25 protein-coding genes, 1 pseudogene and 1 riboswitch are annotated in these 25,201 nt (G+C 59.8%); of the genes and pseudogenes, 12 read left to right on the top strand and 14 right to left on the bottom strand.

Annotated elements, in window-relative coordinates:
• Positions 1-20: 20 nt before the first annotated feature.
• Genes bioB through bioD form a run of 4 tightly spaced genes read left to right on the top strand, consistent with a single transcriptional unit; the run spans position 21 to position 3,669 of the window.
• The gene (bioB, locus tag ABLU73_RS12990) at positions 21-1,061 is read left to right on the top strand and encodes a biotin synthase BioB (protein WP_043521800.1); all 1,041 of its coding nucleotides are present in this window, start codon (positions 21-23) and stop codon (positions 1,059-1,061) included.
• A complete protein-coding gene (bioF, locus tag ABLU73_RS12985) occupies positions 1,058-2,215 on the top strand; it encodes an 8-amino-7-oxononanoate synthase (protein ID WP_348850237.1) in 1,158 nt (385 codons plus the stop codon). The genes bioB and bioF overlap by 4 nt, the downstream gene beginning before the upstream one ends.
• A complete protein-coding gene (gene bioC, locus ABLU73_RS12980) occupies positions 2,199-2,954 on the top strand; it encodes a malonyl-ACP O-methyltransferase BioC (RefSeq protein WP_023320009.1) in 756 nt (251 codons plus the stop codon). The genes bioF and bioC overlap by 17 nt, the downstream gene beginning before the upstream one ends.
• Positions 2,947-3,669: a dethiobiotin synthase gene (gene bioD, locus ABLU73_RS12975; protein WP_023320010.1), complete on the top strand. Its 723-nt coding sequence runs from the start codon at positions 2,947-2,949 to the stop codon at positions 3,667-3,669. Before bioC ends, bioD begins: the two co-directional genes overlap by 8 nt.
• On the opposite strand, the gene ABLU73_RS12970 is transcribed toward bioD, so the two are convergent.
• Together ABLU73_RS12970 and ABLU73_RS12965 are read right to left on the bottom strand one after the other, a co-directional pair.
• Positions 3,611-4,333, bottom strand: coding sequence for an ATP-binding cassette domain-containing protein (locus ABLU73_RS12970; protein ID WP_017900923.1), 723 nt, complete (start codon positions 4,331-4,333; stop codon positions 3,611-3,613). The genes bioD and ABLU73_RS12970 overlap by 59 nt on opposite strands.
• Before the next feature lie 86 nt (positions 4,334-4,419).
• Positions 4,420-4,632 (bottom strand): annotated as a pseudogene (locus ABLU73_RS12965) (dTDP-4-dehydrorhamnose reductase).
• Positions 4,633-5,042: 410 nt separating this feature from the next.
• On the opposite strand from ABLU73_RS12965, the gene uvrB reads away from it, so the two are divergent.
• The gene (gene uvrB / locus ABLU73_RS12960; RefSeq protein ID WP_243827274.1) at positions 5,043-7,064 is read left to right on the top strand and encodes an excinuclease ABC subunit UvrB; all 2,022 of its coding nucleotides are present in this window, start codon (positions 5,043-5,045) and stop codon (positions 7,062-7,064) included.
• A gap of 252 nt (positions 7,065-7,316) precedes the next feature.
• On the opposite strand, the gene pmrB is transcribed toward uvrB, so the two are convergent.
• From pmrB to yvcK, 4 genes are all read right to left on the bottom strand, one after another.
• The gene (gene pmrB / locus ABLU73_RS12955; RefSeq protein ID WP_023288917.1) at positions 7,317-8,414 is read right to left on the bottom strand and encodes a two-component system sensor histidine kinase PmrB; all 1,098 of its coding nucleotides are present in this window, start codon (positions 8,412-8,414) and stop codon (positions 7,317-7,319) included.
• Between the two features lie 3 nt (positions 8,415-8,417).
• Positions 8,418-9,089 (bottom strand): two-component system response regulator PmrA, encoded by a 672-nt coding sequence (pmrA, locus tag ABLU73_RS12950; RefSeq protein ID WP_004886130.1) that lies wholly within the window; start codon positions 9,087-9,089, stop codon positions 8,418-8,420.
• Positions 9,089-10,729: a phosphoethanolamine transferase EptA gene (eptA, locus tag ABLU73_RS12945; protein WP_264923466.1), complete on the bottom strand. Its 1,641-nt coding sequence runs from the start codon at positions 10,727-10,729 to the stop codon at positions 9,089-9,091. The genes pmrA and eptA overlap by 1 nt, the downstream gene beginning before the upstream one ends.
• Before the next feature lie 103 nt (positions 10,730-10,832).
• Positions 10,833-11,738: a uridine diphosphate-N-acetylglucosamine-binding protein YvcK gene (yvcK, locus tag ABLU73_RS12940; RefSeq protein ID WP_004886135.1), complete on the bottom strand. Its 906-nt coding sequence runs from the start codon at positions 11,736-11,738 to the stop codon at positions 10,833-10,835.
• Between the two features lie 208 nt (positions 11,739-11,946).
• Positions 11,947-12,085, top strand: a riboswitch (molybdenum cofactor riboswitch).
• Here yvcK and moaA point away from each other — a divergent pair.
• The 6 genes from moaA to ABLU73_RS12910 all read left to right on the top strand — a co-directional run bounded on the left by moaA (position 12,073) and on the right by ABLU73_RS12910 (position 15,535).
• The gene (moaA, locus tag ABLU73_RS12935; protein WP_017900173.1) at positions 12,073-13,062 is read left to right on the top strand and encodes a GTP 3',8-cyclase MoaA; all 990 of its coding nucleotides are present in this window, start codon (positions 12,073-12,075) and stop codon (positions 13,060-13,062) included. Its footprint overlaps the riboswitch before it by 13 nt.
• A 23-nt stretch (positions 13,063-13,085) precedes the next feature.
• Positions 13,086-13,598 carry a molybdenum cofactor biosynthesis protein B gene (gene moaB, locus ABLU73_RS12930; protein WP_004886139.1) on the top strand — a complete coding sequence of 171 codons (513 nt, stop codon included), beginning with the start codon at positions 13,086-13,088 and terminating at the stop codon, positions 13,596-13,598.
• A 3-nt stretch (positions 13,599-13,601) separates the two neighbouring features.
• Positions 13,602-14,090, top strand: a complete 489-nt coding sequence (gene moaC, locus ABLU73_RS12925) for a cyclic pyranopterin monophosphate synthase MoaC (protein WP_004886142.1) — start codon at positions 13,602-13,604, stop codon at positions 14,088-14,090.
• Complete coding sequence (moaD, locus tag ABLU73_RS12920) at positions 14,083-14,331, top strand: molybdopterin synthase sulfur carrier subunit (protein ID WP_004886145.1); 249 nt, start codon at positions 14,083-14,085, stop codon at positions 14,329-14,331. The genes moaC and moaD overlap by 8 nt, the downstream gene beginning before the upstream one ends.
• A gap of 1 nt (position 14,332) precedes the next feature.
• Positions 14,333-14,785, top strand: coding sequence for a molybdopterin synthase catalytic subunit MoaE (moaE, locus tag ABLU73_RS12915; RefSeq protein ID WP_004886150.1), 453 nt, complete (start codon positions 14,333-14,335; stop codon positions 14,783-14,785).
• Positions 14,786-14,830: 45 nt separating this feature from the next.
• On the top strand, positions 14,831-15,535 hold the full coding sequence (locus ABLU73_RS12910) for a Bax inhibitor-1/YccA family protein (protein WP_004886153.1): 705 nt from the start codon (positions 14,831-14,833) through the stop codon (positions 15,533-15,535).
• A gap of 298 nt (positions 15,536-15,833) precedes the next feature.
• Here ABLU73_RS12910 and ABLU73_RS12905 read toward each other — a convergent pair whose 3' ends face one another.
• From ABLU73_RS12905 to ABLU73_RS12895, 3 genes are read right to left on the bottom strand one after another with little or no spacing between them, the layout of a single operon-like run.
• Positions 15,834-16,799: a YbhN family protein gene (locus tag ABLU73_RS12905; RefSeq protein ID WP_017900169.1), complete on the bottom strand. Its 966-nt coding sequence runs from the start codon at positions 16,797-16,799 to the stop codon at positions 15,834-15,836.
• Entirely contained in the window at positions 16,796-18,040 is a 1,245-nt protein-coding gene (gene clsB, locus ABLU73_RS12900) for a cardiolipin synthase ClsB (protein ID WP_004886156.1), read from the bottom strand. The genes ABLU73_RS12905 and clsB overlap by 4 nt, the downstream gene beginning before the upstream one ends.
• Positions 18,037-18,798 (bottom strand): endonuclease/exonuclease/phosphatase family protein, encoded by a 762-nt coding sequence (locus tag ABLU73_RS12895; protein ID WP_017900168.1) that lies wholly within the window; start codon positions 18,796-18,798, stop codon positions 18,037-18,039. Before ABLU73_RS12895 ends, clsB begins: the two co-directional genes overlap by 4 nt.
• A 131-nt stretch (positions 18,799-18,929) precedes the next feature.
• Here ABLU73_RS12895 and ABLU73_RS12890 point away from each other — a divergent pair, with 131 nt between their 5' ends.
• Complete coding sequence (locus ABLU73_RS12890; protein WP_004176793.1) at positions 18,930-19,367, top strand: YbhQ family protein; 438 nt, start codon at positions 18,930-18,932, stop codon at positions 19,365-19,367.
• Positions 19,368-19,427: 60 nt separating this feature from the next.
• On the opposite strand, the gene ABLU73_RS12885 is transcribed toward ABLU73_RS12890, so the two are convergent.
• From ABLU73_RS12885 to cecR, 5 genes are all read right to left on the bottom strand, one after another.
• A complete protein-coding gene (locus ABLU73_RS12885) occupies positions 19,428-20,534 on the bottom strand; it encodes an ABC transporter permease (RefSeq protein WP_004886162.1) in 1,107 nt (368 codons plus the stop codon).
• Between the two features lie 130 nt (positions 20,535-20,664).
• Complete coding sequence (locus ABLU73_RS12880; RefSeq protein WP_004886164.1) at positions 20,665-21,798, bottom strand: ABC transporter permease; 1,134 nt, start codon at positions 21,796-21,798, stop codon at positions 20,665-20,667.
• A complete protein-coding gene (locus ABLU73_RS12875; protein WP_348850236.1) occupies positions 21,788-23,527 on the bottom strand; it encodes an ATP-binding cassette domain-containing protein in 1,740 nt (579 codons plus the stop codon). Before ABLU73_RS12875 ends, ABLU73_RS12880 begins: the two co-directional genes overlap by 11 nt.
• Positions 23,520-24,515 (bottom strand): secretion protein HlyD, encoded by a 996-nt coding sequence (gene hlyD, locus ABLU73_RS12870; RefSeq protein WP_048294415.1) that lies wholly within the window; start codon positions 24,513-24,515, stop codon positions 23,520-23,522. The genes ABLU73_RS12875 and hlyD overlap by 8 nt, the downstream gene beginning before the upstream one ends.
• Positions 24,515-25,189 carry a transcriptional regulator CecR gene (gene cecR / locus ABLU73_RS12865; RefSeq protein ID WP_085956527.1) on the bottom strand — a complete coding sequence of 225 codons (675 nt, stop codon included), beginning with the start codon at positions 25,187-25,189 and terminating at the stop codon, positions 24,515-24,517. The genes hlyD and cecR overlap by 1 nt, the downstream gene beginning before the upstream one ends.
• Between the last annotated feature and the right edge of the window lie 12 nt (positions 25,190-25,201).

Here is a 25,201-nt window from a genome sequence, read left to right as displayed (position 1 = left end):
AAAACCCTTTGGAGAGGCCAATGGCTCACCACGTACGTTGGACAATGTCGCAAGTAAATGAATTATTTAATAAACCACTCATCGATCTGTTATTCGAAGCGCAGCAAATCCACCGGCAACACTTTGATCCGCGCCAGGTGCAGGTCAGCACCCTGCTGTCGATCAAAACCGGCGCCTGCCCGGAAGATTGTAAATATTGTCCGCAGAGCGCGCGCTATAAAACCGGGCTCGAAACCGAGCGCCTGATGGAAGTCGAGCAGGTGCTGGAATCAGCGCGTCAGGCGAAAAACGCCGGCTCGACCCGCTTCTGCATGGGCGCGGCGTGGAAAAACCCCAATGACCGCGATATGCCGTATCTGGAGCAGATGGTGAAAGGGGTGAAGGCCCTGGGGCTGGAGTCGTGCATGACGCTTGGCACTCTGACCGACAGCCAGGCGCAGCGCCTGGCCGAGGCGGGCCTCGATTACTACAACCACAACCTCGATACCTCGCCGGAATTTTACGGCAACATCATCACCACCCGCACCTACCAGGAGCGCCTGGATACCCTGGACAAAGTGCGTGACGCCGGGATCAAAGTCTGCTCCGGCGGTATCGTCGGGCTGGGGGAGACCGTGAAAGACCGCGCCGGCCTGCTGCTGCAGTTGGCTAACCTGCCCACGCCGCCGGAAAGCGTACCGATCAACATGTTGGTGAAGGTCAAAGGTACGCCGCTGGCGGATAACGACGATGTCGACGCTTTCGATTTTATTCGCACTATCGCCATCGCGCGCATCATGATGCCCACCTCTTACGTGCGTCTCTCCGCCGGCCGCGAGCAGATGAACGAGCAGACCCAGGCGATGTGCTTTATGGCCGGGGCGAACTCGATTTTCTATGGCTGCAAACTGCTGACGACGCCTAATCCGGAAGAAGATAAAGACCTGCAACTGTTCCGCAAGCTGGGGATCAACCCGCAGCAGACGGCGGTGCTGGAAGGTGATAATGAGCAGCAGCAGCGCCTGGAGCAGGCCTTACTCACCCCGGACACTGAGGAATATTACAACGCGGCGGTGCTATGAGCTGGCAGCAGCGAATCGATCGGGCGCTGGACGAGCGACGAGCGGCGGATGCTCTTCGCCGCCGCCTGCCGGTGACGCACGGCGCCGGGCGCTGGCTGGCGCGGGAAGGGGAGCGCTGGCTTAACTTCTCCAGCAATGACTATCTTGGCCTGAGCCAGCATCCGGCGATTATCGCCGCCTGGCAGCAGGGGGCGGAACGTTATGGCGTCGGTTCCGGCGGTTCGGGACACGTAACCGGCTATAACGAGGCCCACCGCGCGCTGGAAGAGGAACTTGCCGACTGGCTGGGCTATCCGCGCGCGTTGCTGTTTATCTCCGGCTTTGCCGCCAATCAGGCGCTGATCGCCGCCCTGGCGGATAAAGAGGATCGGATCGTGGCCGACCGCCTGAGCCACGCCTCCCTGCTGGAGGCGGCAAGCCTCAGCCCGGCGCAGCTACGCCGTTTCGCCCACAACGATCCGCAGCAGCTCGCGCAACTGCTGGCTAAGCCGCTGGCGGGCGAACAATTGGCGGTCACTGAAGGCATTTTCAGCATGGATGGCGACAGCGCGCCGCTGGCGGCCATTCACGCCGCGGCGCAGGCAGCAGGGGCATTGTTGCTGGTGGATGACGCCCACGGCGTCGGCGTGGTCGGCGACGAAGGACGCGGGAGCTGCGCCGCGCAGGCGGTGCGCCCTGAGCTGCTGGTGGTTACCTTCGGCAAGGCCTTCGGCGTCAGCGGCGCGGCGGTGCTGTGCGACGAAGCAATGGCCGATTATCTGCTGCAGTTTGCCCGTCATTTGATCTATAGCACCGCGATGCCGCCCGCCCAGGCGGTGGCGCTGAGCGCCGCGCTACGGGTGATTCGCAGCAATGAAGGACAGCAGCGTCGCGACATCCTGGCCGCCCGCATCCGTCAGTTCCGCAAGGGGATGGGCGAGACGTCGCTGGGTTTGACCGACTCCGTCAGCGCGATCCAGCCGCTGATCGTCGGCGATAACGGCCGGGCGCTGAGCCTGGCCGCACGTCTGCGCGACGCGGGCTGCTGGACGACGGCGATCCGTCCACCGACGGTGCCGGTCGGCAGCGCTCGTCTGCGCCTGACCCTGACCGCCGTCCATCAGGCTGAGGACATTAACCGTTTACTGGAGGTGCTGCATGGCCACGGTGAATAAGCAGGCGGTGGCCGCGGCGTTTGGCCGGGCGGCCGGCGGCTATTCGCAACATGATGAACTGCAGCGGCGCAGCGCGGAATTGCTGCTGCGCCAGCTGGCGCGTCGCGATTTTCCCCGGGTGCTGGATGCTGGCTGCGGCCCCGGCGGCATGAGCCGCCGCTGGCGTGAGGCGGGCAGCGTGGTGACCGCGCTGGATCTCTCCCCCGGGATGCTGGCCCAGGCGCAGCGTAACGACGCCGCTCAGTATTACCTGCTGGGCGACATTGAGGCGCTGCCGCTGCCGGACGCCTGCGTCGATCTGGCGTGGAGCAATCTGGCGGTGCAGTGGTGCGACGATCTGCGCGCCGCCCTTGGCGAGCTGTACCGGGTGGTGCGCCCCGGCGGCAGGGTGGCGTTTAGCACGCTGCTGGCCGACTCGCTGCCGGAGCTCAATCAGGCGTGGCAGGCCATCGACGACCGGCCGCATGCCAACCGTTTTCTCAGCGAAGCGGCGGTGCGCGCGGCGCTGAGCGGCCTGCGGGCGTCCGGCGAGGTGCATCAGATTAGCCTGCCGTTCGCCGACGCGCTGAGCGCCATGCGATCGCTGAAGGGCATCGGCGCCACCCATTTGCACCAGGGGCGGGCATCAGCCCCGCTTGGCCGCGGCAAACTGCGCGAGCTACAGCTGGCCTGGCCGCAGCGGCAGGGCGTCTGCCCGCTGACGTATTCTCTTTTTACAGGAGTCATTGAGCGTGACTAAACGTTTTTTTGTCACCGGGACCGATACTGAAGTCGGGAAAACCATCGCCAGCAGCGCCCTGCTGCAGGCAGCGAATCAGCTGGGTTTTCATACCGCTGGCTACAAGCCGGTGGCTTCCGGCAGCGAGCTTACCGCCGCAGGGCTGCGTAATGAAGACGCCCTGGCGCTGCAGCGTCATAGCCGGGTCGCGCTGCGCTATGAACAGGTTAACCCGTATACCTTCGCCGAGCCGACCTCACCGCACATCATCAGCGCCGACGAAGGGCGGCCGATCGCCGCGGCGAGGCTCTCCAGCGGGCTGCGCGAGTTAGAACGCCTCGCCGACTGGGTGCTGGTGGAAGGGGCCGGCGGCTGGTTTACGCCGCTGTCGGAAACCCTGACCTTTGCCGACTGGGCGCAGGCGGAGCAGCTGCCGGTGATTCTGGTGGTGGGCGTCAAGCTCGGCTGCATCAATCACGCGATGCTTACCGCCCAGGCGGTACGCCAGGCAGGGTTGCCGCTCGCGGGGTGGATCGCCAATGACGTGCAGCCGCCGGGCAAGCGCCACGCCGAGTATCTGGCGACGCTGAAAAACCGGCTGGCCGCGCCGTTCCTCGGCGAAATACCGTGGCTTGCCGATATCGCGCAGCGCGACGATCTCGGCCAGTATCTGGATCTCAGGGCGCTGGATCCGGCGTCATCCACTGCGCCAGCAGCGGTTCATCCAGCGCCATAATATCGCCTTCGGCGACGTTACGGCCCCGGTGCAAAACACAGAAACGATCCGCTACCCGGCGGATAAAGGGCAGGTGCTGCTCGGCGAGCAGCACCGTCAGGCCGATATCGCGATTCAACCGCAGCAGCAGATCCGCCAGCTTTTGCAGACAGCGCGGCCCTCTGCCGCGCGAGGGTTCATCAAGGATCAGCAGCCGTGGCTGGACAATCAGCGCCCTGGCCAGCGCCAGCTGGTACTGATCGTCGTCGCTCAGCGAGGCGCCTTTGCGCTGCCGTAGGGCATAGAGTTCGGGAAAATGTTCATAGATCTCGCCGCCGCTGGCGTTAGCCCCGGGTTTCCCGGCTGCGAGGGCAATATGCAGATTCTCTTCCACGCTGAGCTGCGAAAAGATGCGTTTATCCTGCGGCACATAGCCGATACCGATGGCGCTGCGCGACTGGGCCGACAGGGGCGTGAGATCCTGCGGCGGGGCGCCAATGTCATGCCAGGTCATCCGGCCGCTGGCCACCGGCAGGTGCCCGGCAATGCAGTTAACCAGGGTGGTTTTTCCCATGCCCTCGCGTCCCAGTACGCCAATGCACTCCCCCGGGCGTAGTTCAAGATCGACATTCCACAGCGAATGCTGGTTGCCGTAAAAGTGATTTACTGCCTGTAAATTCAACATGGACGTTTTCTCCTTATCCTGGCGTCAGGGCGACAGAAAGATGCTGCAAAACTCTTGCCAGGAAAAAGAACGCTCGGAAAAAAACGCTAAATGCCGATACCATCAGGCACAGCCAGCGCCGGGGCTGCACTTTTCCGGTGCCCGACGCTAAAGGGTGGTGCAAAAAGCAGCAAAAATCGAGCGGCTTTAAGCGGATAGTTATCAAAAATAGTTCGATAAAAATTTTTCGCCACGTGATTTAGGCCGCCAGACGATTTGCGCCGGGCGGCGGCGGTCTTGGGCTACAGACAGTTATCCACTATTCCTGTGGATAACCTTGTGTATTAGAGTTAGAAAACCTGCGGTAAGCTAGAGCGTACGCGGCTTGCGGCTGAATTGGCGCGAAAGGCGTCTTTTCTTTAAAAACATTAAATATCAGCTTGTTAGATAAAATCAATGGGTGTAAGAAAAGCGTCATCTGCTGCCATAAAACTTTCACCCGTCCGCTTGACAAATGTTAAAAGGTAAAAATTTCTGGGGATAACCCTGACGGCCGGAGGATTATTCCGCCCGGCGCGCGTTTTATACCCTGCTTACCGGCAAAAAAGGCCATATTGTGGCGCTATCATAAGCACGCACTGTTTAAATATCCAGTATAATTTATTGGCAAAAAACGGCCCGGGGGGTAGAATTAAACACCGGCCGCTAAATCTTTTTCAGGTTCTGATTGATGAGTAAATCGTTTGTTCTGCATTCCGCCTTTCGCCCCTCCGGAGACCAACCGGAAGCCATCCGCCGCCTGGAAGAGGGGCTGGAGGATGGGCTCGCGCATCAAACGCTGCTGGGGGTCACCGGCTCCGGTAAGACCTTTACCATCGCCAACGTGATTGCCGATCTGCAGCGGCCGACGATGGTGCTGGCGCCAAACAAAACTCTGGCGGCCCAGCTCTACGGCGAGATGAAAGAGTTTTTCCCGGAGAATGCCGTCGAGTATTTCGTCTCCTACTACGATTACTATCAGCCGGAAGCCTATGTCCCCAGCTCAGATACCTTCATTGAGAAAGATGCCTCGGTAAACGAACATATCGAGCAGATGCGCCTGTCGGCCACCAAAGCGCTGCTTGAGCGGCGCGATGTGGTGGTGGTGGCCTCTGTCTCGGCTATTTACGGCCTCGGCGACCCGGACCTGTATCTGAAAATGATGTTGCATCTGACGGTGGGGATGCTGATTGACCAGCGGGCGATCCTGCGCCGCCTGGCCGAACTGCAGTATACCCGCAACGATCAGGCCTTCCAGCGCGGCACCTTCCGGGTGCGCGGCGAGGTGATCGACGTATTCCCGGCGGAATCGGACGATATCGCCCTGCGCATTGAGCTGTTTGACGAAGAAGTTGAGCGCCTGTCGCTGTTCGACCCGCTCACCGGCCATGTGGAATCGTCGGTGCCGCGCTACACCATTTATCCCAAGACCCACTACGTGACGCCGCGGGAGCGCATTGTCCAGGCGATGGAAGAGATTAAGCTGGAACTGGCGGAGCGGCGCAAGGTGCTGCTGGCCAACAACAAGCTGCTGGAAGAGCAGCGCTTAACCCAGCGCACCCAGTTCGACCTCGAAATGATGAACGAGCTGGGCTACTGCTCGGGCATTGAAAACTACTCGCGCTTCCTCTCCGGGCGCGGCCCCGGCGAGCCGCCGCCCACCCTGTTCGACTACCTGCCGGCAGACGGCCTGCTGGTGATTGACGAATCTCACGTCACGGTGCCGCAGATCGGCGGTATGTACCGCGGCGACCGGGCGCGCAAAGAGACGCTGGTGGAGTACGGCTTCCGCCTGCCGTCGGCGCTGGATAACCGGCCGATGAAGTTTGAAGAATTCGAAGCGCTGGCGCCGCAAACCATCTACGTGTCGGCCACCCCCGGCGCCTACGAGCTGGATAAATCCGGCGGCGAGGTGGTGGATCAGGTGGTGCGGCCGACCGGTCTGCTGGATCCGATCATCGAAGTGCGGCCGGTGGCGACCCAGGTCGACGATCTGCTGTCGGAGATCCGCCTGCGCACGGCCATCAACGAGCGCGTGCTGGTCACTACCCTCACCAAGCGGATGGCGGAAGACTTAACCGAGTACCTTGAGGAGCACGGCGAGCGGGTGCGCTATCTGCACTCGGATATCGACACCGTCGAACGTATGGAGATTATCCGCGACCTGCGTCTTGGCGAGTTTGACGTGCTGGTGGGGATCAACCTGCTGCGTGAGGGGCTGGATATGCCGGAGGTGTCGCTGGTGGCGATCCTGGATGCAGACAAAGAGGGCTTCCTGCGCTCCGAACGCTCGCTGATCCAGACCATCGGCCGCGCGGCGCGCAACGTCAACGGCAAGGCTATCCTGTACGGCGATAAGATCACCCCCTCGATGGCGAAAGCCATCGGCGAGACGGAGCGTCGACGGGAGAAACAGCAGCGCTATAACGAAGAGCACGGCATTGTGCCGCAGGGGCTCAACAAGAAAGTGGTGGATATCCTGCAGCTGGGCCAGAGCCTGGCGAAAACCAAAGCCAAAGGGCGCGGTAAAGCGAAGGCCGTCGAGCCTGCCGGGCTCAGCGGCGTGGATATGACGCCAAAAGCGCTGCAGCAGAAAATCCACGAGCTGGAAGGGCAGATGATGCAGCACGCGCAGAACCTCGAGTTCGAAGAGGCGGCGCAAATTCGCGACCAGCTGCATCAGCTACGCGAACTGTTTATCGCCGCCTCCTGAGTGCCGGCGTGTACTGCCGGGAGGTGGACGTGCGGGAAGCAGACAAGGCGTGGCCCTTATCGCCCTGTTCCGCAGCCAGATAACCATTCGCGGTGAAGAAAAAAGGCCGCAAAGCGGCCTTCTTAATGTTTGCTTAATCTCGCCAGGCGACACTATCCTCAACCTGATGAGGATAGCGCCCATGCAAAAAATCAACTTCCGTGAATATCTGGCGGTCGCCACCGCCCTGGTCATTATTGTTGCCTTCTTCCATCAGTGGGTGCTGACGTTCTGACCCGCGCGCCGCGGGAATAACACCCACGCGCGGACCCCTGGCCCCGGCTGGCGGTTATGTAAAAAGAACTGGGCGTCATGCAGCTGAGCGATGCGCGTGACGATGCTCAGTCCTAGCCCTATACCGCCGTAGCGACTGTCCATGCGCACGAAGGCCTTACTGAGTTCGCCGCTTTTCGCCTCATCAATTCCCGGTCCTTCATCTTCCACTGCCATCACCGGCATCAGACCCGCTTTCACCGACACGCGGATCGTCGACCCTTGCGGGCTGTAGCGATGGGCATTCTCCACCAGATTGCGCAGAATGACGCGGATGAGCGTCGCGTCGCCAGAGACGACGGCCTCGCTTTCGACATCCGTCAGCAGCAGCCGTTGCTGGCGCTCGGCCAGCATGGTCTCCAGCTCATCCTGCAGCGGTTTGACCACGTCATCCAGCAGCAGCACCTGCTGATAGCTGCCGGCGGAAAAGGACTGACCGACGCGCGCCAGCTGCAGCAGCTGCGAAATGCTGGTGGTCATCTGGTCGAGCCGCTGGATCAGCGGGTCGACGCCCATGCCGTGCACTTTCGCCAGCAGCTCAAGGTGCAGCCGCAGCCCGGCCAGCGGGGTGCGCAGCTCGTGCGCTACGTCGGCGGTAAACAGCCGTTCGCGATCGAGAGTCAGATTGAGGCGGGAAACCAGCTGATTCAGGGCGGTGGTCACCGCCGTCACCTCGGGCACCGATTCGCTGAGCACGATGGGGGTGAGGTTGTCCGGGGTACGACTCTCCAGCTCGCTTTGCAGACGTGAGAGCGGGCGGGTGATTTTGCGTACCGCCAGCATGCTGATATACAGCGCCAGACCCACGATCAGCAGGCTCGGCACCAGCAGGCTGGCGACCGCTTCCCGAACCTCATGCTCCACATGCTTCTGGTTGTTGTGCCCTTCGATGGCGCTGGCCACCAGCAGCTGGATCTGCTCTTTGCTCTCATGCCATAGCCAGAAGACGCTGATCAGCTGGCAGACCACCAGAATGGCGCCGATGGTCAACAGCAGCCGGTGACGCATGGTCCAGTTTTCGGTTGCAAACAGAGCCATGGTCTATTCCGTATCGATATGGTTAGCCAGCATATAGCCGAAGCCCCTGACGGTGCGGATCCGCGATTTGCCAATCTTATCGCGCAGGTTATGGATATGCACTTCCAGGGTATTGGTCGCTGGCTCATTGTCCCAGCTGTAGATATCGTTGTAGAGGATCTCACGATGTACCGGGCTGCCGGCTTTCATCATCAGCCGCGACAGCAGGGCATACTCCTTCGGCGTCAGATCCAGCGCCGTCTCACCAAGCCACACCTGGCGGCGGGTGACGTTGAGGCGTAGATCGCCGACGCTGATTTCGTTATCGCCCTGATTATTATGCCGACGGAGCAGGGCGCGGATGCGCGCGTTTAGCTCTTCCAGGGCAAAGGGTTTCACCAGATAGTCATCCGCGCCGGTGTCGAGACCGCTAATGCGATCCTCAAGGGTATCGCGGGCGGTGAGGATCAGCACCGGCTGGGTCATTTTCTCCCGCCGCATACGGGCGAGAAAATGCAGGCCGTCTTCGTCCGGCAGGCCGAGGTCGAGTACGATCAGGCTGTAGTGATTGCTGGCCAGCGACAGCGCCGCTTCGTGCGCCGTGGAGACGCCGTCGCACACGTATCCTTCACTTTGCATCGCCAGTATCAACCCCTGCAACAGCAGCGCATCGTCTTCAATGACTAAGATTTTCATCAACCAGCCTCTCTACATGGCGTTAAAATATCATCTGCCGCCTGGTACTCGTGGGTGCTGACGCCGAGCAGGCCGAGCAGGGTGGAGAACAGATTATCTTGTGAATAATCCTTCGTCTTAGCCTGTTGTTGCAAACACTGGCTGGAAACACCGTAACGTTGCTGGTAATCCGGCGACAGCCACAGCAGCATGGGCACGTGCTTTTGCGTATCCGGCGCAATGGAGTACGGCAGACCATGCAAATAGACGCTATTTTCGCCCAGCGATTCGCCGTGGTCGGACAAATAAACCAGGCTAGTGGTGAATTTGTCCTGTTTAGATTGCAGTAGTTTTATCGCTTTATCAACGACATAGTCGACATACAGAATGGTGTTATCGTAGGTATTGGTCAACTGTTGTTGCGTACAACTTTGGATTTCATTGGTATCGCAGGTTGGGGTGAATTTTTTGAACTCAGCCGGATAGCGATTGTAATAGGTTGGGCCGTGGCTGCCGATGGTATGCAGTACGATAATGCCATCCTGTTGCAGGTTATCGATATAGCTGTCGAGATTATGGAACAGCACTTCGTCGTAGCACTCGCCGTCGATGCACTGTCCGGTTAGCTTCAGATCGGTCACGTTCTGATGCGGTACCCGATCGCATGCCCCCTTGCAGCCGCCATCGTTGTCGTTCCACAGCACCTGGATGCCGGCGCGCTGCAGAATATCCAGGACGCCTTCCTGGTGATGGGCCAGCTCTTCGTCATAGCGCGCGCGCGGCATATTGGAGAACATGCAGGGCACGGAAACCGCAGTTGCTGTGCCGCAGGAGGTGGTTTTCGGGAAGTACACCACGTTGTCCTGTTGCAGGCGCGGGTTAGTCTCCCGATCGTAGCCGCCCAGTGAGAAGTTATCCGCTCGCGAAGTCTCGCCGAGCACCACAATCGTCAGGTTCTTACGGGGAGCGTTATGCATCACCGGTTTCTGCGTGGCATCTTCGCCAATCTTCACCAGCGGCAGGTTGTCCATGCGATGGTGCGCATACCAGGAGTTCAGCGCCACAATGCTGTTGGAGGGGCTCAGGGATTTCACCAGCTCTTTGTTGTTACGGAACACCGAGGCGTAATCTTTGTAGAACAGCGCGGCCACCAGAATTATCAGTAGTGCCGAAACGGCGATATTGAGCAGACGCATCGCCACGCCGCGCCAGAAAGAGGCAGGTTTACGAACTTTAATCCACCAGGCCACCAGAACCATCAACAGGCCGGAAACTCCAAGCACGATGACCATTTTCGTCGACAGCAGAGCGAAGCTTTCCGCCGGGGTGGTATCGAAGATATTGGCGATCATCGAACGGTCAATCACCACGCCGAAGGACCAGATAAAGTACTGAGCCGAAGCGCTGAGTAGAATAAAAAGGCTAATCACCAGCCGGTCCAGCTTCAGGAACGAGGCGAGGGTGGTGAGGATATTCATCACGCAAATGGCCACGATTGGCATACTGAGGAATACCAGCCAGTTATGCAGGCTATTTACCGGCAGTAGCGGGAAAACCTGGCGATAAAAAGCCAGGTTGAGAAAGATACCGATATAGCAAGCAAAGAGAATCAGATACGTTGTGCGGCTGAGAACGGGCCGACGCAGAGGCAATAAAGACATAACACCTACCTACAGAAAGAGATATGGGTATAATGCCAGCTCTGTTTTAAGACAACCTTAAGATTTTAAGGTGCGCCGAAAGCCGATCCTCCGGCGCGCAGGATCAGCCCGGCAGCTGGAGCGCTTTCTCCAGCGCCCCGCGCAGCAGCGCCCGGTCATGGCGATAGGGAACGTCGCTGGCCTCCAGCGGCGTCTGAATCACCAGCCTGTTGTCGATGCCGCTGATATCGGCTTTTGGGCCGGCGATAACCGCATCCACCACCCGCTTGCCCACATAGCGCTCCATAATTGCGATGCGCTCCGCCAGCGACAGCCTCGCGGCCGGGCTGTGCTCTTTGCCGAGGTTATCGATAAACACCATCGGCGCCGGAGTGCGACGCAGCGCCTGGGCCATCTCGTCAAGCAGCAGGATTGGCAGCAGGCTGGTATAGAAACTGCCCGGGCCGATAAGGATCAGATCGGCTTCGGCGATGGCCTCCACCGCCTCACGGGTGGCCGGTACCGGCGGGGTGAGCATCAGCTCCTGCGGCACGCTATCGAGCTGATCGATATTGACTTCACCGTAAACTTCATGGCCTTCATGATCGAGCGCCATCAAATCCACCGGTTGTTCCGACATCGGAATAAGAAAAGCGTCCACTTTGAGCAGGTTTCTGATCAAATTGATCGCTTCCAACGGCCGCACGCTGAGGTGATCCAGCGCCTTTAACATCAGATTTCCCAGGTTATGGCCGGAAAGCTCGCCATTGCCGCTAAAACGGTACTCAAACATCGCCGACGCCACGCTCGGCTCGGCGATTAACTGATTGATGCAGTTGCGCATATCGCCCCAGGCAATGCCGCCTTCCGAGCGGCGGATCCGCCCGGTGGATCCCCCGTTGTCGGTGGTGGTCACAATGCCAGTCAGCCGTGAGCCCAGCGAGGACAGGGAGGACATTACCCGACCCAGACCATGCCCGCCGCCGAGCGCCACCACCCGATCCAGGTCAGCGAATGTACGATTGCGCATAGAAATTCCTTATTTCACATAAACGGCCACACACTACCCGATCTACCCCTAAAAGACGATGGGAGGAGCCCGACAAACTGACCGATATCAAGGCAAAAAGATGATTTATGGCTATTCTGTAGCGAAAATGCACGAAGGTAGCGATATATACAAGAATATATAGCGAAATCGCAAATGGCGAAACCGCCTAGAACGCGCTACTATCGGCATAACCTGTTAACACTCTAGCCTCTTCGCCTGTGTCAAAAGATATGGCGGTTTGGCCGCGACGCCGCCGGTTGTCGCCAGGGCGTGGGAAGAAATGACCGCGTCTCCCGTATTTGGAAAGGTGTATATGGCCTCACAGCTTACCGATGCATTCGCGCGTAAGTTTTATTACCTGCGTCTGTCGATTACCGATGTGTGCAATTTCCGTTGCACCTACTGCCTGCCGGATGGCTACAAGCCCGGCGCCGTCAATAACAACGGCTTTCTTAGCGTAGACGAAGTGCGCCGGGTCACGCGCGCTTTCTCCGCGCTAGGCACTGAAAAAGTTCGCCTCACCGGTGGGGAACCCTCCCTGCGCCGTGACTTCACCGAGATCATCGCCGCCGTGCGTGAAAACCCGGCGATCCGTCAGATTGCCGTCACCACTAACGGTTATCGCCTGGCGCGCGATGTCGAACGCTGGCGCGATGCCGGGCTGACGGCGATCAACGTCAGCGTCGATAGCCTCGACGCCCGCCAGTTCCATGCCATCACCGGCCAGGATAAATTCCACCAGGTGATGGACGGGATTGACGCCGCCTTCGCCGCGGGCTTTGACAAGGTGAAGGTGAATACCGTACTGATGCGCGATGTTAATCATCATCAGCTTGATACCTTCCTCGCCTGGATCCAGCCGCGTCGTATTCAGCTGCGTTTTATTGAGCTGATGGAAACCGGCGAGGGCAGCGACCTGTTCCGCCGTCACCATCTCTCCGGCATGGTGTTGCGCGACGAGCTGCTGCGTCGCGGCTGGATCCACCAGATCCGCCAGCGCAGCGATGGTCCGGCGCAGGTCTTTTGTCATCCGGACTACGCCGGCGAGATCGGCCTCATCATGCCGTACGAAAAAGACTTCTGCGCCACCTGCAACCGTCTGCGCGTCTCCTCCGTCGGCAAATTGCACCTGTGCCTGTTTGGCGAAGGCGGCGTCGACCTGCGCGACCTGATGGCCGATGATCGGCAGCAGGCCGCGCTGGAAGCGCGGATCGCCGAAGCCTTAACCCATAAAAAGCAGACCCATTTCCTGCATCAGGGCAACACCGGTATTACGCAGAACCTGTCCTATATTGGCGGATAATCGTTTTCGAAAGGAGCATTCAGATGAGCCAGGCTAGCGCTGAGTTTATTCCGACCCGTATTGCTATTCTTACCGTTTCCAGTCGTCGCGGCGAAGCGGACGACACTTCCGGCCACTGGCTGCGTGAGGCGGCGCAGGAGGCGGGGCACCATGTCGTCGATAAGGCGATAGTCAAAGAGAACCGCTACGCCATCCGCGCCCAGGTATCGGTGTGGATCGCCAGCGATGAGGTTCAGGTGGTGCTGATCACCGGCGGGACCGGGTTCACCGAAGGGGACCAGGCGCCGGAAGCGCTGCTGCCGCTGTTTGACCGTGAGGTGGAAGGTTTTGGCGAAGTGTTCCGCATGCTGTCGTTCGAAGAGATCGGCACCTCGACGCTGCAGTCCCGGGCCGTGGCCGGCGTCGCTAACCACACGCTGATCTTCGCTATGCCGGGCTCGACGAAAGCCTGCCGCACGGCGTGGGACAACATCATTGCCCCGCAGCTGGATGCCCGCACCCGTCCTTGTAATTTTATTCCTCACCTGAAGAAATAATGTATGTCACAACTGACCCATATTAACGCCGCGGGCGAAGCCCATATGGTGGATGTCTCCGGCAAAGCGGAAACGGTACGCGAAGCGCGCGCCGAGGCTTATGTCGAGATGCAGGCGACAACCCTGGCGATGATTATCGACGGCAGCCATCATAAAGGCGACGTTTTCGCCACGGCGAGGATCGCCGGGATCCAGGCGGCCAAGCGCACCTGGGAGCTGATCCCGCTGTGTCATCCGCTGATGCTCAGCAAAGTGGAAGTCAATTTGCAGGCGCAGCCGGAACATAACCGGGTGCGCATCGAATCGCTCTGCCGCCTGACCGGCAAAACCGGCGTCGAGATGGAAGCCCTTACCGCCGCCTCGGTTGCCGCGCTGACCATTTACGATATGTGCAAGGCGGTGCAGAAGGATATGGTGATTGGCCCGGTGCGCCTGCTGGCGAAAAGCGGCGGCAAGTCCGGCGATTTTAAGGTGGACGAACGCCATGATTAAGGTTCTGTTTTTTGCCCAGGTGCGCGAGCTGGTGGGGACTGATTCGCTGACTCTCGACGCCAGCGAGCTGGCCACCGTTGAGGCTGTGCGTCAGCAGCTTGCCGCTCGCGGCGATCGCTGGGCGCTGGCCCTGGAGGAGGGCAAGCTGCTGGCGGCGGTTAACCAGACGCTGACCGCCTTTGACCATCCTGTCGCCAGCGGGGATGAAGTGGCGTTCTTCCCACCGGTCACCGGGGGCTGACATGACGCAAACTCGTATCGTCGTTAGCCCGGCGCGCTTTAGCGTTGGCGAGGAGTATCTCTGGCTGGCCGAACGCGATGAAGACGGCGCGGTGGTTACCTTCACCGGCAAAGTGCGCAATCACAACCTCGGCGACAGCGTGAAAGCGCTGACTCTTGAGCACTATCCGGGGATGACCGAGAAATCGCTGGCGGAGATTGTCGACCAGGCGCGCGAGCGCTGGCCGCTGGGCCGGGTGACCATTATCCATCGCATCGGCGAAATGTGGCCGGGGGAAGAGATTGTGTTTGTCGGCGTCACCAGCGCCCACCGCGGCAGCGCCTTCGCCGCCGGCGAGTTTATGATGGACTACCTGAAAACCCGCGCGCCGTTCTGGAAACGCGAGGCGACACCGGAGGGCGAGCGCTGGGTCGATGCCCGCGACAGCGATCGTCAGGCGGCAGAGCGCTGGTAGTGTGATACGCTTACAGAGTGAAACTTTGTTAATCAGGAGAGAGTCATGGACAGATATCCGCGTTCCGATTCAATAGTGCAGGGCCGCAGCGGCCTGCAGACTTATATGGCGCAGGTGTACGGCTGGATGACGGTCGGCCTGCTGCTGACGGCGTTTATCGCGTGGTTTGCGGCGAATACCCCGGCGGTGATGATGTTCGTCTTTTCGAGCAAAATCACCTTTTTCGGGCTGATCATCGCCCAGCTGGCGCTGGTGTTTGTGCTGTCGGGGATGGTGCACCGGCTGAGCCCCGGGATGGCGACCACCCTGTTTATGCTCTATTCGGCGCTCACCGGGTTGACGCTGTCGAGCATTTTTATCGCCTACACCTACTCCTCCATCGCCAGCACCTTTGTGGTCACCGGCGGGATGTTCGGGGCGATGAGTCTGTACGGCTACACCACCAAGCGCGACCTGAGCGGCTTCGGCAGCATGCTGTTTATGGGGCTGATTGGCATCGTGTTGGCGTCGCTGGTTAACCTGTGGCTGAAGAGCGAGGCGCTGATGTGGGCCGTGACCTACATCGGGGTGGTGCTGTTTGTCGGCCTGACCGCCTACGACACCCAGAAGCTGAAAAACATCGGCGAGCAGATTGATACCCGCGACAGCGCCAATCTGCGTAAATACTCGATCCTCGGCGCCTTAACGCTGTATCTGGATTTCATCAACCTGTTCCTGATGCTGTTGCGTATTATGGGCAACCGCCGCTAACCTGTTTATATCAAAAGGTTGCATCCCCTACCGCCCGGCAAGCGCAGCGCCGCCGGGCGAGACGTCAGGCACGGTACCCGTGGTATTGCCGGGTGGCGGCTGCGCCTTACCCGGCCTACAGGCTCCTCTCACAGGCTCAGACCCCGTTGGTCCGCGCAAGCGCAGCGCCGCCGGGCGAGACGTCAGGCACGGTACCCGTGGTATTGCCGGGTGGCGGCTGCGCCTTACCCGGCCTACAGGATCCTTTCACAGGCTCAGATCCCGTAGGCCCGCGCAAGCGCAGCGCCGCCGGGCGATTTCATTCGCGGGCCAGCTTGCGCTGGTTCTTTTGCCGCAACTTTTTCGCCCGACTCTCCAGCAGCAAATAGGCCACCGTCGCCAGCAGCAGCGGCAGGAAATAATAGAGCGCGCGCCAGGCGAGGAGAGCGGCGATGATCGCTCCCTTCGAAATCTCTTCCCCGGAGAGCATGGCGATGAACACCGCCTCCAGCACGCCAATCCCGGCCGGAATGTGGATAATCACCCCGGCGATACTGCTCACCAGCAGTACCCCCAATACAAGGAAATAGTTAATCTCGCTGCCCAACAGCAGCCAGATGATCGCCCCCATCGCCATCCAGTTCGCCGCCGAGACCCCCATCTGCAGCAGCGCGAATCGCCAGGAGGGCAGCACCAGCCGCTGACCTTTGATCGTCAGGTGACGGCGTTTGGCGAAGGCGCAGCCAAACAGATAGCACAGCGTGAGAAACAGCATCACTCCGCCGATAATGCGCAGAGTGGTCTGACTGATGTACCAGTGCGGCGGCAGCTTCACCAGATCCGCTGTAAATATCACCCCACCGAGCAGGATATAGCCCAGCCAGTTGGTGGTGATGCTTAATGAAAAAATACGGGTGATGGTGCCGCCGTTGAGCCCCAGCCGCGAGTACAACCGGTAGCGCATGCCGATGCCGCCGACCCAGGTGCTGAGGGTCAGGTTGAAGGCATAGCAGATAAACGACACCAGCATCACCTGGCGTTTCGCCAGCTTATGCCCACAATAGGCCCGGCCAAGCAGATCGTAGCAGCCGTAGATCAGATAGCTGACGATGACCAGCGCAATGGCGCTGAACAAGGCCAGCCGATCATAGCCGCGGATCACCTTCCATACTTCCTGCCAGTCGACCTTCTGCGCGTAAATCACCAGCAGGACGATCACGGCGATAAAAAAGAGTACGGTCAGCACTCTTTTTGCCATCCGCCAGCGAGGGTGCGATTTGCTCATAGTGGATTATCCCTGGTAGGTGACTCGACGCGATCCTGAGTTTCAATCTCCGGCTGCACCGGCGGGCTGACCCTGGCCAGCCGCGGAGTATGGGCCGGCAGCCAGCCGACCCACGCCGGAAAGTGGCGCAGAAAGTGGAAGGCCATCACGCTCACCCCCAGCCGCCACCAGTTGCGTTTCGGCAGCATCGTTTTATCGATCCGCTGACAATCCCGGGCGATAAGCCCGTTAAGATTATCGCGCAGCGTCTGGTTAAACACCCGGTCGTGGATGATCAGATTGGCTTCCAGATTCAACGACAGGCTGAGCGGATCGAGGTTGCTCGACCCGACGGTGGCCCAGTGGTCGTCCGCGAGGGCGACTTTGCCATGCAGCGGACGGCGGCGATATTCGTAGATCTGCACGCCGCCTTTGACGAGGTAGTGGTAGAGCAGGTGGGCGCCGAACTTCACAATCGGAATATCCGGTTCGCCCTGGACGATCAGCTTCACCCGCACCCCGCGCCGCGCGGCATTGCGCATCGCATGCAACAGACGGTAGCCGGGGAAAAAATAGGCGTTCGCGATTATCACCTCCCGGCGGGCGCTGGTCAGCATCTTCAGGTAGTGGCGTTCGATATCGTCGCGGTGATCCTGGTTATCGCGCCAGACGAACAGCGCCTGCGCCTCGCCGGGGGTCTGGTTGATCTCCGGCTGATGGCGACGACGGCGCCACCAGCGGCGGGCGGTTTCGCTGTTGGGCAGATTCTCCAGTTCGAACTGCAGAATATCGAGCACCACCGGCCCTTCGACCTGCACCGTGTAATCCTGTTTGGCCTCCGGGCCATAGTCGCTCATATGTTCGGCGGAGTAGTTGATGCCGCCGACAAAGGCGGTGGTGTCGTCGATCACCACGATTTTACGGTGCATGCGACGGAACAGGTTGGTACGCATTCCCATCAGCTTAGGGCGCGGGTCGTAATAGCGGAAAATCACCCCCGCGGCGGTCAGTTCACCGACAAACTCATCGCTAAGATCCGGCGAGCCGTAGCCGTCAAGCAGCACTTCCACCTGGATGCCGCGGCGGGCTGCCTTCAGCAGAACCGCGTGCAGCCGCCAGCCGACCTCATCTTCAAACCAGATAAAGGATTCGAGGATCACCCGCCGGCTGGCGCGACCGATGGCCGCAAACAGCGCCGGGTAATACTGGTCGCCGTTCTCCAGTAGCGTAATGCGGTTGCCTTCCTGCCAACGACATTTCACAAATGAATCTCCACGCTAAGGGGTGCATGATCGGACAGATGCCGCCACTGTTTGAGGGCCAGCGCCTTCGGGCGGCTGGCGTGGGCGTTCTTGACGTAAATGCGATCGAGGCGCAGCAGCGGAAAACTGACCGGAAAGGTGCGCGCCGGCCGTCCGCGGGCGCGGGTAAAGATCTCTTCCAGCCCTGCCTGGACCTTTAACGGCTGGTTAGCCTGCTGACGCCAGTCGTTAAAATCTCCGGCCACCACCACCGGCTCGCCGGCGGGTAGGGTATTGACCCACTCCGCCAGCATCGCCAGCTGCGCCTGCCGCTGGTCGGCACGCAGTCCGAGATGGACGCAAATGACGTGAATCGTAACGCCGCTCTGCGGCGGTACGATGCGGCAGTACAGCAGGCCGCGTTTCTCCCCGTTGCCGACCGAGATATCGCGATTTTCATAGTATTCAATCGGAAAGCGCGACAGCACGGCATTCCCGTGGTGACCTTCCGGATAGACCGCGTTGCGCCCGTAGGCGTAGTCGCTCCACATGGTGTCGGCAAGAAATTCGTAATGGGTCTTATCTGGCCAGTTTTCGATATGCAGCGGGTGAACTTCGTGAGCGCCCATCACTTCCTGCAGGCAAACTATGTCAGCGCTGACGCTGCGAACGGCTTCGCGCAGCTCGGGCAAAATAAAACGCCGATTAAACGCCGTAAAGCCTTTATGGGTGTTAATTGTCAGCACGTTCAACGAAAATCCCGACGTTGGCTCAGCCATAATTCTCCAGTAAATGTCACTTTCCTGAATAAAATAGTGTAGTAGACGTCACAAAAAGATGCGGTGATACGGAATTTTCCGTAAAGTGCGGTACTCTGAGTAGCAGAGAAAAATCCTTCAGGAGAGAAGCCATGAAGTGGCAACAACGTGTACGCGTCGCAACAGGTCTTAGTTGCTGGCAGATTATGTTGCATCTACTGGTCGTGGCAGTGCTGGTGATGGGATGGATGAGCGGCGCGCTGGTGCGCGTCGGATTAGGGCTGTGCGTCCTCTACAGCGTCACGCTGCTGGCGATGCTGTTTCTGCAGCGTCACCACGAGGCGCGCTGGCGCGATGTGGGAGACTTCCTTGAGGAGCTCACCACCACCTGGTACTTCGGCGCCGCCATGATAGCGCTGTGGCTGCTGTCGCGCGTGCTGCACAACAACCTGCTGCTGGCCCTCGCCGGGCTGGTGATACTGGCAGGCCCGGCGGTGGTCTCGCTGCTGGCGAAAGATAAGAGCCGTTACCCTAAAGCGTTCGGGCTACAACAAGGCGGCAACGCAGCGAATCCCCAGAAGCATAGATAACTATGCGACTGGGGTGAGTAAGGAAAGCCAACGCCGTTGTAGTTTGAACGATGACGGGTATTACGCAATCTTTCTTCGGAACATCGCATACGCCGCTGAGCCGGTGGTGGCCGCTATGACCAGTAGCGGCCACAAACTTCCCCACACAATCTCCAGACTCGCATCCTTCAAATAAATTTGCTTGGTGATATCGGTAAAGTGGCGGATCGGGTTTATCCACGTCAGATCCTGCAGCCACTGCGGCATGTTTTCCACCGGTGAAACATAGCCGGAGAGAAGAATCGCCGGCATCATAAAGACGAACACGCCAATAAACGCCTGCTGTTGCGTTGAACATAGCGATGAGATCAATAAGCCAAATCCCACCAGCGACAGACCGTAAATCACCATGGTGAAATAGAACAGCAGCAGCGAGCCGGCAAACGGGATCTGATAGGCCCAGATACCAATCGCCAGCACGATAGTCGCCTGCAGGGTGGCGACGATCAGCGCCGGTACCGCTTTACCGACAAAGATTTGCCAGGTGGCGAGGGGCGAGACCAGCAGCTGATCGAGGGTGCCCTGCTCGCGCTCGCGGGCCACCGACAGCGAGGTGACGATCATCACTCCGATGGTGGTGATCATGGCGATGAGCGACGGCACCACGAACCATTTGTAGTCGAGATTCGGGTTATACCAGTTGCGCACCACCAGTTCGCTGTTGTTCGGCTTCGCTTTGTCCTCCAGCAGTTCCTGCTGATAATTTTTCACGACCTGTTGCAGATAGTTGGCGGCGATTTGCGCGCTGTTGGAGTTGCGCCCGTCGAGCAGGAGCTGCAGCGGGGCGGTTTGATAGTTGTCGAGGTTGCGAGAGAAATCCGCCGGGAAGCGCACCACCAGCAGGGCTTTTTGTTCATCGATGGTCGGCTGGATCGCCTGCGGGCTTTTCAGCAGCAGGACGTGGGTAAAGGCTTTGGCGCGGGCGAAGCGCTGAGTGAGTTCCACCGCGTGGCGACCGCTGTCTTCGTTGTAGATGGCGATGGTGGCGTTGGTCACCTCCAGCGTCGCGGCAAAGGGAAACAGCAGCACCTGAATCAGCACCGGCATGATTAAAATTGCCCGCGTCTGTGGTTCGCGCAGCAGCGACTGCAGCTCTTTGCGAATCAATGTCCATAAACGGTGAAACATAGTAGCTCCTTTGGCCCATTCAACAACGCCGGGCGGCACTGCGTTTGCCCGGCCTGGGAGGATCGGCGAACCGTATAATCGATGTTGGTTAAACCGTAGGCCCGGTCAGCACAGCGCCACCGGGCAAAACCTAATCCAGACGCCGCTTGGTTTTCAACCATGTCAGACCGATAAACATCACCGCCGAAGCAATCAAAAACAGCACATTCACCAGCAGTACCACTGGAATATTGCCCGCCAGAAACAGGCTTTGCAGGGTGTTGACGAAATAGCGCGCCGGGATCACGTAGGTCACGGCGCGGATCACCGCCGGCATACTATCTATCTGGAAAATAAACCCGGACAGCATAATCGACGGTAAAAACGCGGCGTTCAGCGCCACCTGCGCGGCGTTAAACTGGTTGCGGGTAATGGTTGAGATAAGCAGCCCCATCCCCAGGGTGCTGAGCAAAAACAGACTGGTGATGACAAACAGGATCGGCAGCGAACCGCGATAGGGCACGCCGAGAATAAATACTGACACCAGCATACACAGCAGCATCGCCAGCATGCCGAGGAAGTAGTAGGGAATGAGCTTGCACAGCAGCAGTTCGGCGCGGGTGATCTCCGTCGACAGTAGCGCCTCCATGGTGCCGCGCTCCCATTCCCGCGCCACCACCAGCGAGGTCAGTATCGCGCCGACTACGGTCATGATAATGGTGATCGCCCCGGGGATAATAAAGTGCTGGCTGATAGCCGCCGGGTTAAACCAGTAGCGCATCTGCACGTCGATCAGCGGTTCAAAGGTCTCGCCGCGATCTTCCGCCCGCTGCTGCTGCCAGATCTGCCAGATCCCCTCCACGTAGCCCTGGGCGAAGTTAGCGGTATTGGGTTCGCTGCCGTCGGTGATGAGCTGGAGCGGCGCGCTGGCGCCGGGGCGGGCCATCTGGCGGTCGAAGTCCACCGGAATGACCACCATGGCGCGGATACGACCGGCCTGCATCAGCTGAATTAACTGCTGGCGATTATCGCTGACGGTGGCGTCGATGTAGGGTGAGCCGGTCATGGTATGGACGAAATCCAGCGCCTCTTCGCTCTGCTGCTCCAGCAGAACCCCCACCCGCAGCTTGCTGGAGTCGAGGTTAATGCCGTAGCCGAAGATAAACAGCAGCAATAGCGGGATCACCACCGCAATCAGCCAGCTGCTGGGATCGCGGACGATCTGCCGGGTCTCTTTCACGCACAGGGCGCGGACCCGTCGCCAGGAGAGAAGGTTACTGCTCATGGCCATTCTCCTTATCCCAACGGTTAATCAGGGTAATAAACGCCTGCTCCATGGTCGGGTCCGTCTGGTTGTCATTCGCCGCCTGGGCCTTCAGCGCGTCCGGGGTGCCGCTGGCGATAAGCTTGCCGTGATAGACCAGCCCAATGCGGTCGCAATACTCCGCCTCATCCATAAAGTGAGTGGTGACCATCACCGTCACCCCTTTATCCACCATGCTGTTAATATGCAGCCAGAACTCGCGACGAGTGAGGGGATCGACCCCGGAGGTGGGTTCGTCGAGAAACAGAATGTCGGGCTCATGCATCAGCGAGCAGGCCAACGCCAGCCGCTGCTTATAGCCGAGCGGCAGCTCGTCGGCGGCGTGGCGGGCAATGCTGTTCAGACCGAAGGCATCGCTCATGCGGGCGATTTTGTCATTTTGCGCCCGGCCGCGCAGGCCGTAGACGCCGGAGAAAAAGCGCAGGTTCTGCTCGACGCTGAGGTTGCCGTACAGCGAAAATTTTTGCGCCATATATCCCAGATGCTGACGCGCCTTGCCGGAGCTGACCTTAAGATCCATCCCCAGCACCAGCGCTTTGCCGGAGGTGGGCACCAGCAGGCCGCACATCATTTTGAAGGTGGTGGATTTCCCGGCGCCGTTGGGGCCGAGCAGGCCGAAGATCTCGCCGCGCTTGACCTGGAAATCGACGTGGTCGGTGGCGGCGAAATCGCCAAATTTTTTCGTCAGCGACTGCGCCTCAATCACCGTTTCGTCTTTACTGCCGTCAACGCGATGGATAATCGCCCCCAGCGGCGATTCGGCGGTGCCGGCGCCGCCAAGCAGGTCGATAAAGGCGTCTTCAAAGCGCGGCGCGGTGTCGGCCACCTGCAGCGGCGGCATATCGTCATGTTCCTGAACCTCATCGATGCGGGCCTCCTTTTTCAGGATCAGACGCACCGATTTGCCCTGAATCACGCCGTCGCTAACCTGCGGCAGCTTCAGCGCCCGCTGCAGCAGGCGGCGGTTGTTCTCCTGCGGGCTGGAGACCAGAAAGCTGCGCCCGGCCATAGTTTGCGTCAGGGCCGTCGGCTCTCCTTGATAAAGCAATTTGCCTTCGTTCATCAGCAGCACATCGCGACACTGCTCGGCTTCATCGAGATAAGAGGTGCTCCACAGGATCAACATGCCGTCGCCGGCCAGCTCGTGCACCATCTGCCATAGCTCGCGGCGGGAGATCGGGTCGACGCCGACGCCGGGTTCATCCAGCAGCAGCACCTTCGGGTCACCCACAAGGGTACAGGCGAGCCCCAGTTTTTGCTTCATACCGCCGGAGAGCTTGCCCGCCAGCCGTTCGGTGAACGGGCCAAGGGCGGTAAAATCCAGCAGGCGGTCGAAAATTTTCTTCCGTGCCTCGCCGGTGACGCTGCGCAGGTCGGCGTACAGGGTCAGGTTTTCCATCACCGTCAGATCTTCATACAGGCCGAACTTCTGCGGCATATAGCCGAGCACCGCGTGCAGAGCGCTGTCGTCTTTTAGCGGATCAAAGCCGATCACCCTGGCGCTGCCCTCATCAGGCTTGAGCAACCCGGCGAGCATCCGCATCAGGGTGGTTTTCCCTGCGCCGTCGGGGCCTACCAGCCCGGTGACGTAGCCGGCGCGGATCGTACAGGTCAGCGGTGCCACCGCTGGCCTGTCCATCCCGGGGAAACGGCGGCTCAGGCCGTTTAAGGCGATGACGGCCTCACTCATGTCCGTTCCCGTGGTTAAAGGAGACGGTCACCGGCATCCCCTGGCGCAGGGCGCCGTCGGCATCGGTCACCACAATACGCAGACGATAAACGAGGTCGGTACGCAGATCCGGCGTTTCAACGGTCTTCGGCGTGAATTCAGCGCTTGGCGAGACAAAGCCGATTTTGCCGTGATAGGGCTTATCCGGCCGGCTGTCGGTATAGAGCAACACCTCTTGTCCCGGCTGCGCCTGGCCGAGGTTTGTCTCATCAACGTAGGCCCGGACCCATACCGGATGGGTTAATGACAGCGTCAGCACCGTGCTGCCGGCGTTGAGCATGGTGCCGGGCTCGACGGCGCGGGTCATCAGCGTGCCGTCGGAAGGGGCGGTCAGCACCGTATCGTGCAGGTCCAGTTTGGCCTGCGCCAGCGCTGCCTGCGCCTGTTCGAGGCTGGCTTTGGCCTGGGCTATCTCCTGCGGACGGTTGCCGGCGCGGTATTGACGCAGTTTATCCTGCGCTGACTTCAGCGTTGCCTGCGCCTGGTCGCGCGAGGAGCGGGCGTTCTCCAGATCGTTGGCGGAAATGGCGCTGCTGGCGCGTAAACCCAGCTGGCGCTGATAAAAGTTTTGCGCGTAGTCGTAAGCGGCCTGCGCCTGATTTACCGCCGCCGCGGCCTGGGCAATCTCTTCCGAGCGGTAGCCGGCCATCATCAGGTCATACTGCGCCTGGGCGGTGGAGACGTTGGCCTGCGCCTGCAGCAGGGCGTTTTCATAGGGAGCTCGGTCAAGCGCGCCGAGGGTTTGCCCGGCGCGGATGCTGTCGCCTTCGTCGACGGTCAGCGAGGCCAGCCTGCCGCCGACGCGGAAGCTCATATTGACGGTGCGGATATCGACATTGCCATACAGGGTCAGCGGCTGCTGCCGGCTGCTCTGGTACCACCACCAGCCGCCGCCCAGCGCGGCGAGAAGAATCACGATCAGCAGAATGACGACGACGGGTTTTTTCATCAGCCCAAACTCCTTTGCGATAACCCATGCAGGATGAAATCGATATGACAGGTAATGACCTCAAAAATCTGTTCGGTTTTTTGCGCGTCAAACTGCGTCCAGCCGGTGCGCAGCAGGATAGTTTCACGCCCGAGACGGAAAGCGAGCACCTCGCCCAGCAGGGCGTGGGTATGAAGGATCATTTGCGTATCACCGGCATCGCGGCCGGTCCAGGCGGCGATTAGCCGGGTGAGATAGTGGTGCAGGGGGGCGATCACCTGCTGGTGGATCAGATGGTACGCGGCGGTGGGCGCCAGCTGTTCCCGGGAAATAAATTTGCTCAAGTTGACCGTATCCTCCTGGGTCAGCAGCAGGATCATGTTATGGCAGGCGCTGAGGATAAGGGCGCGGATCGCCTGGCGATCCGGCGACTCTCCGGCGAGCAGGGCCTCCGCCGCTTCGGCGTGCGGGCGAAAATTGTCACCGATAAAATCGGCGATCCACTGGCCGCAGGCGAGATACAGGTCGTCTTTCGAGCCAAAATAGTAGGTGATAGCGGCGATATTCTGCCCGGCCTGGGCGGCGATGTCGCGGGTGGTGGCGTGCTGGCCGTACTCGCCAAACTGGGCGATAGCGGCCGCGATAAGCTGACTTTTTGCCTGTTCGCCTTTACTGGTCATCGCGCTCTTAAAAATTAATCAATCGAT

Source organism: Klebsiella sp. GG_Kp175, from assembly GCF_040062325.1.
GTDB classification, from domain to species: domain Bacteria; phylum Pseudomonadota; class Gammaproteobacteria; order Enterobacterales; family Enterobacteriaceae; genus Klebsiella; species Klebsiella quasipneumoniae.
Note: the sequence above shows the minus strand (reverse complement) of the source record. Positions and strands in the feature narration are given on the sequence as shown.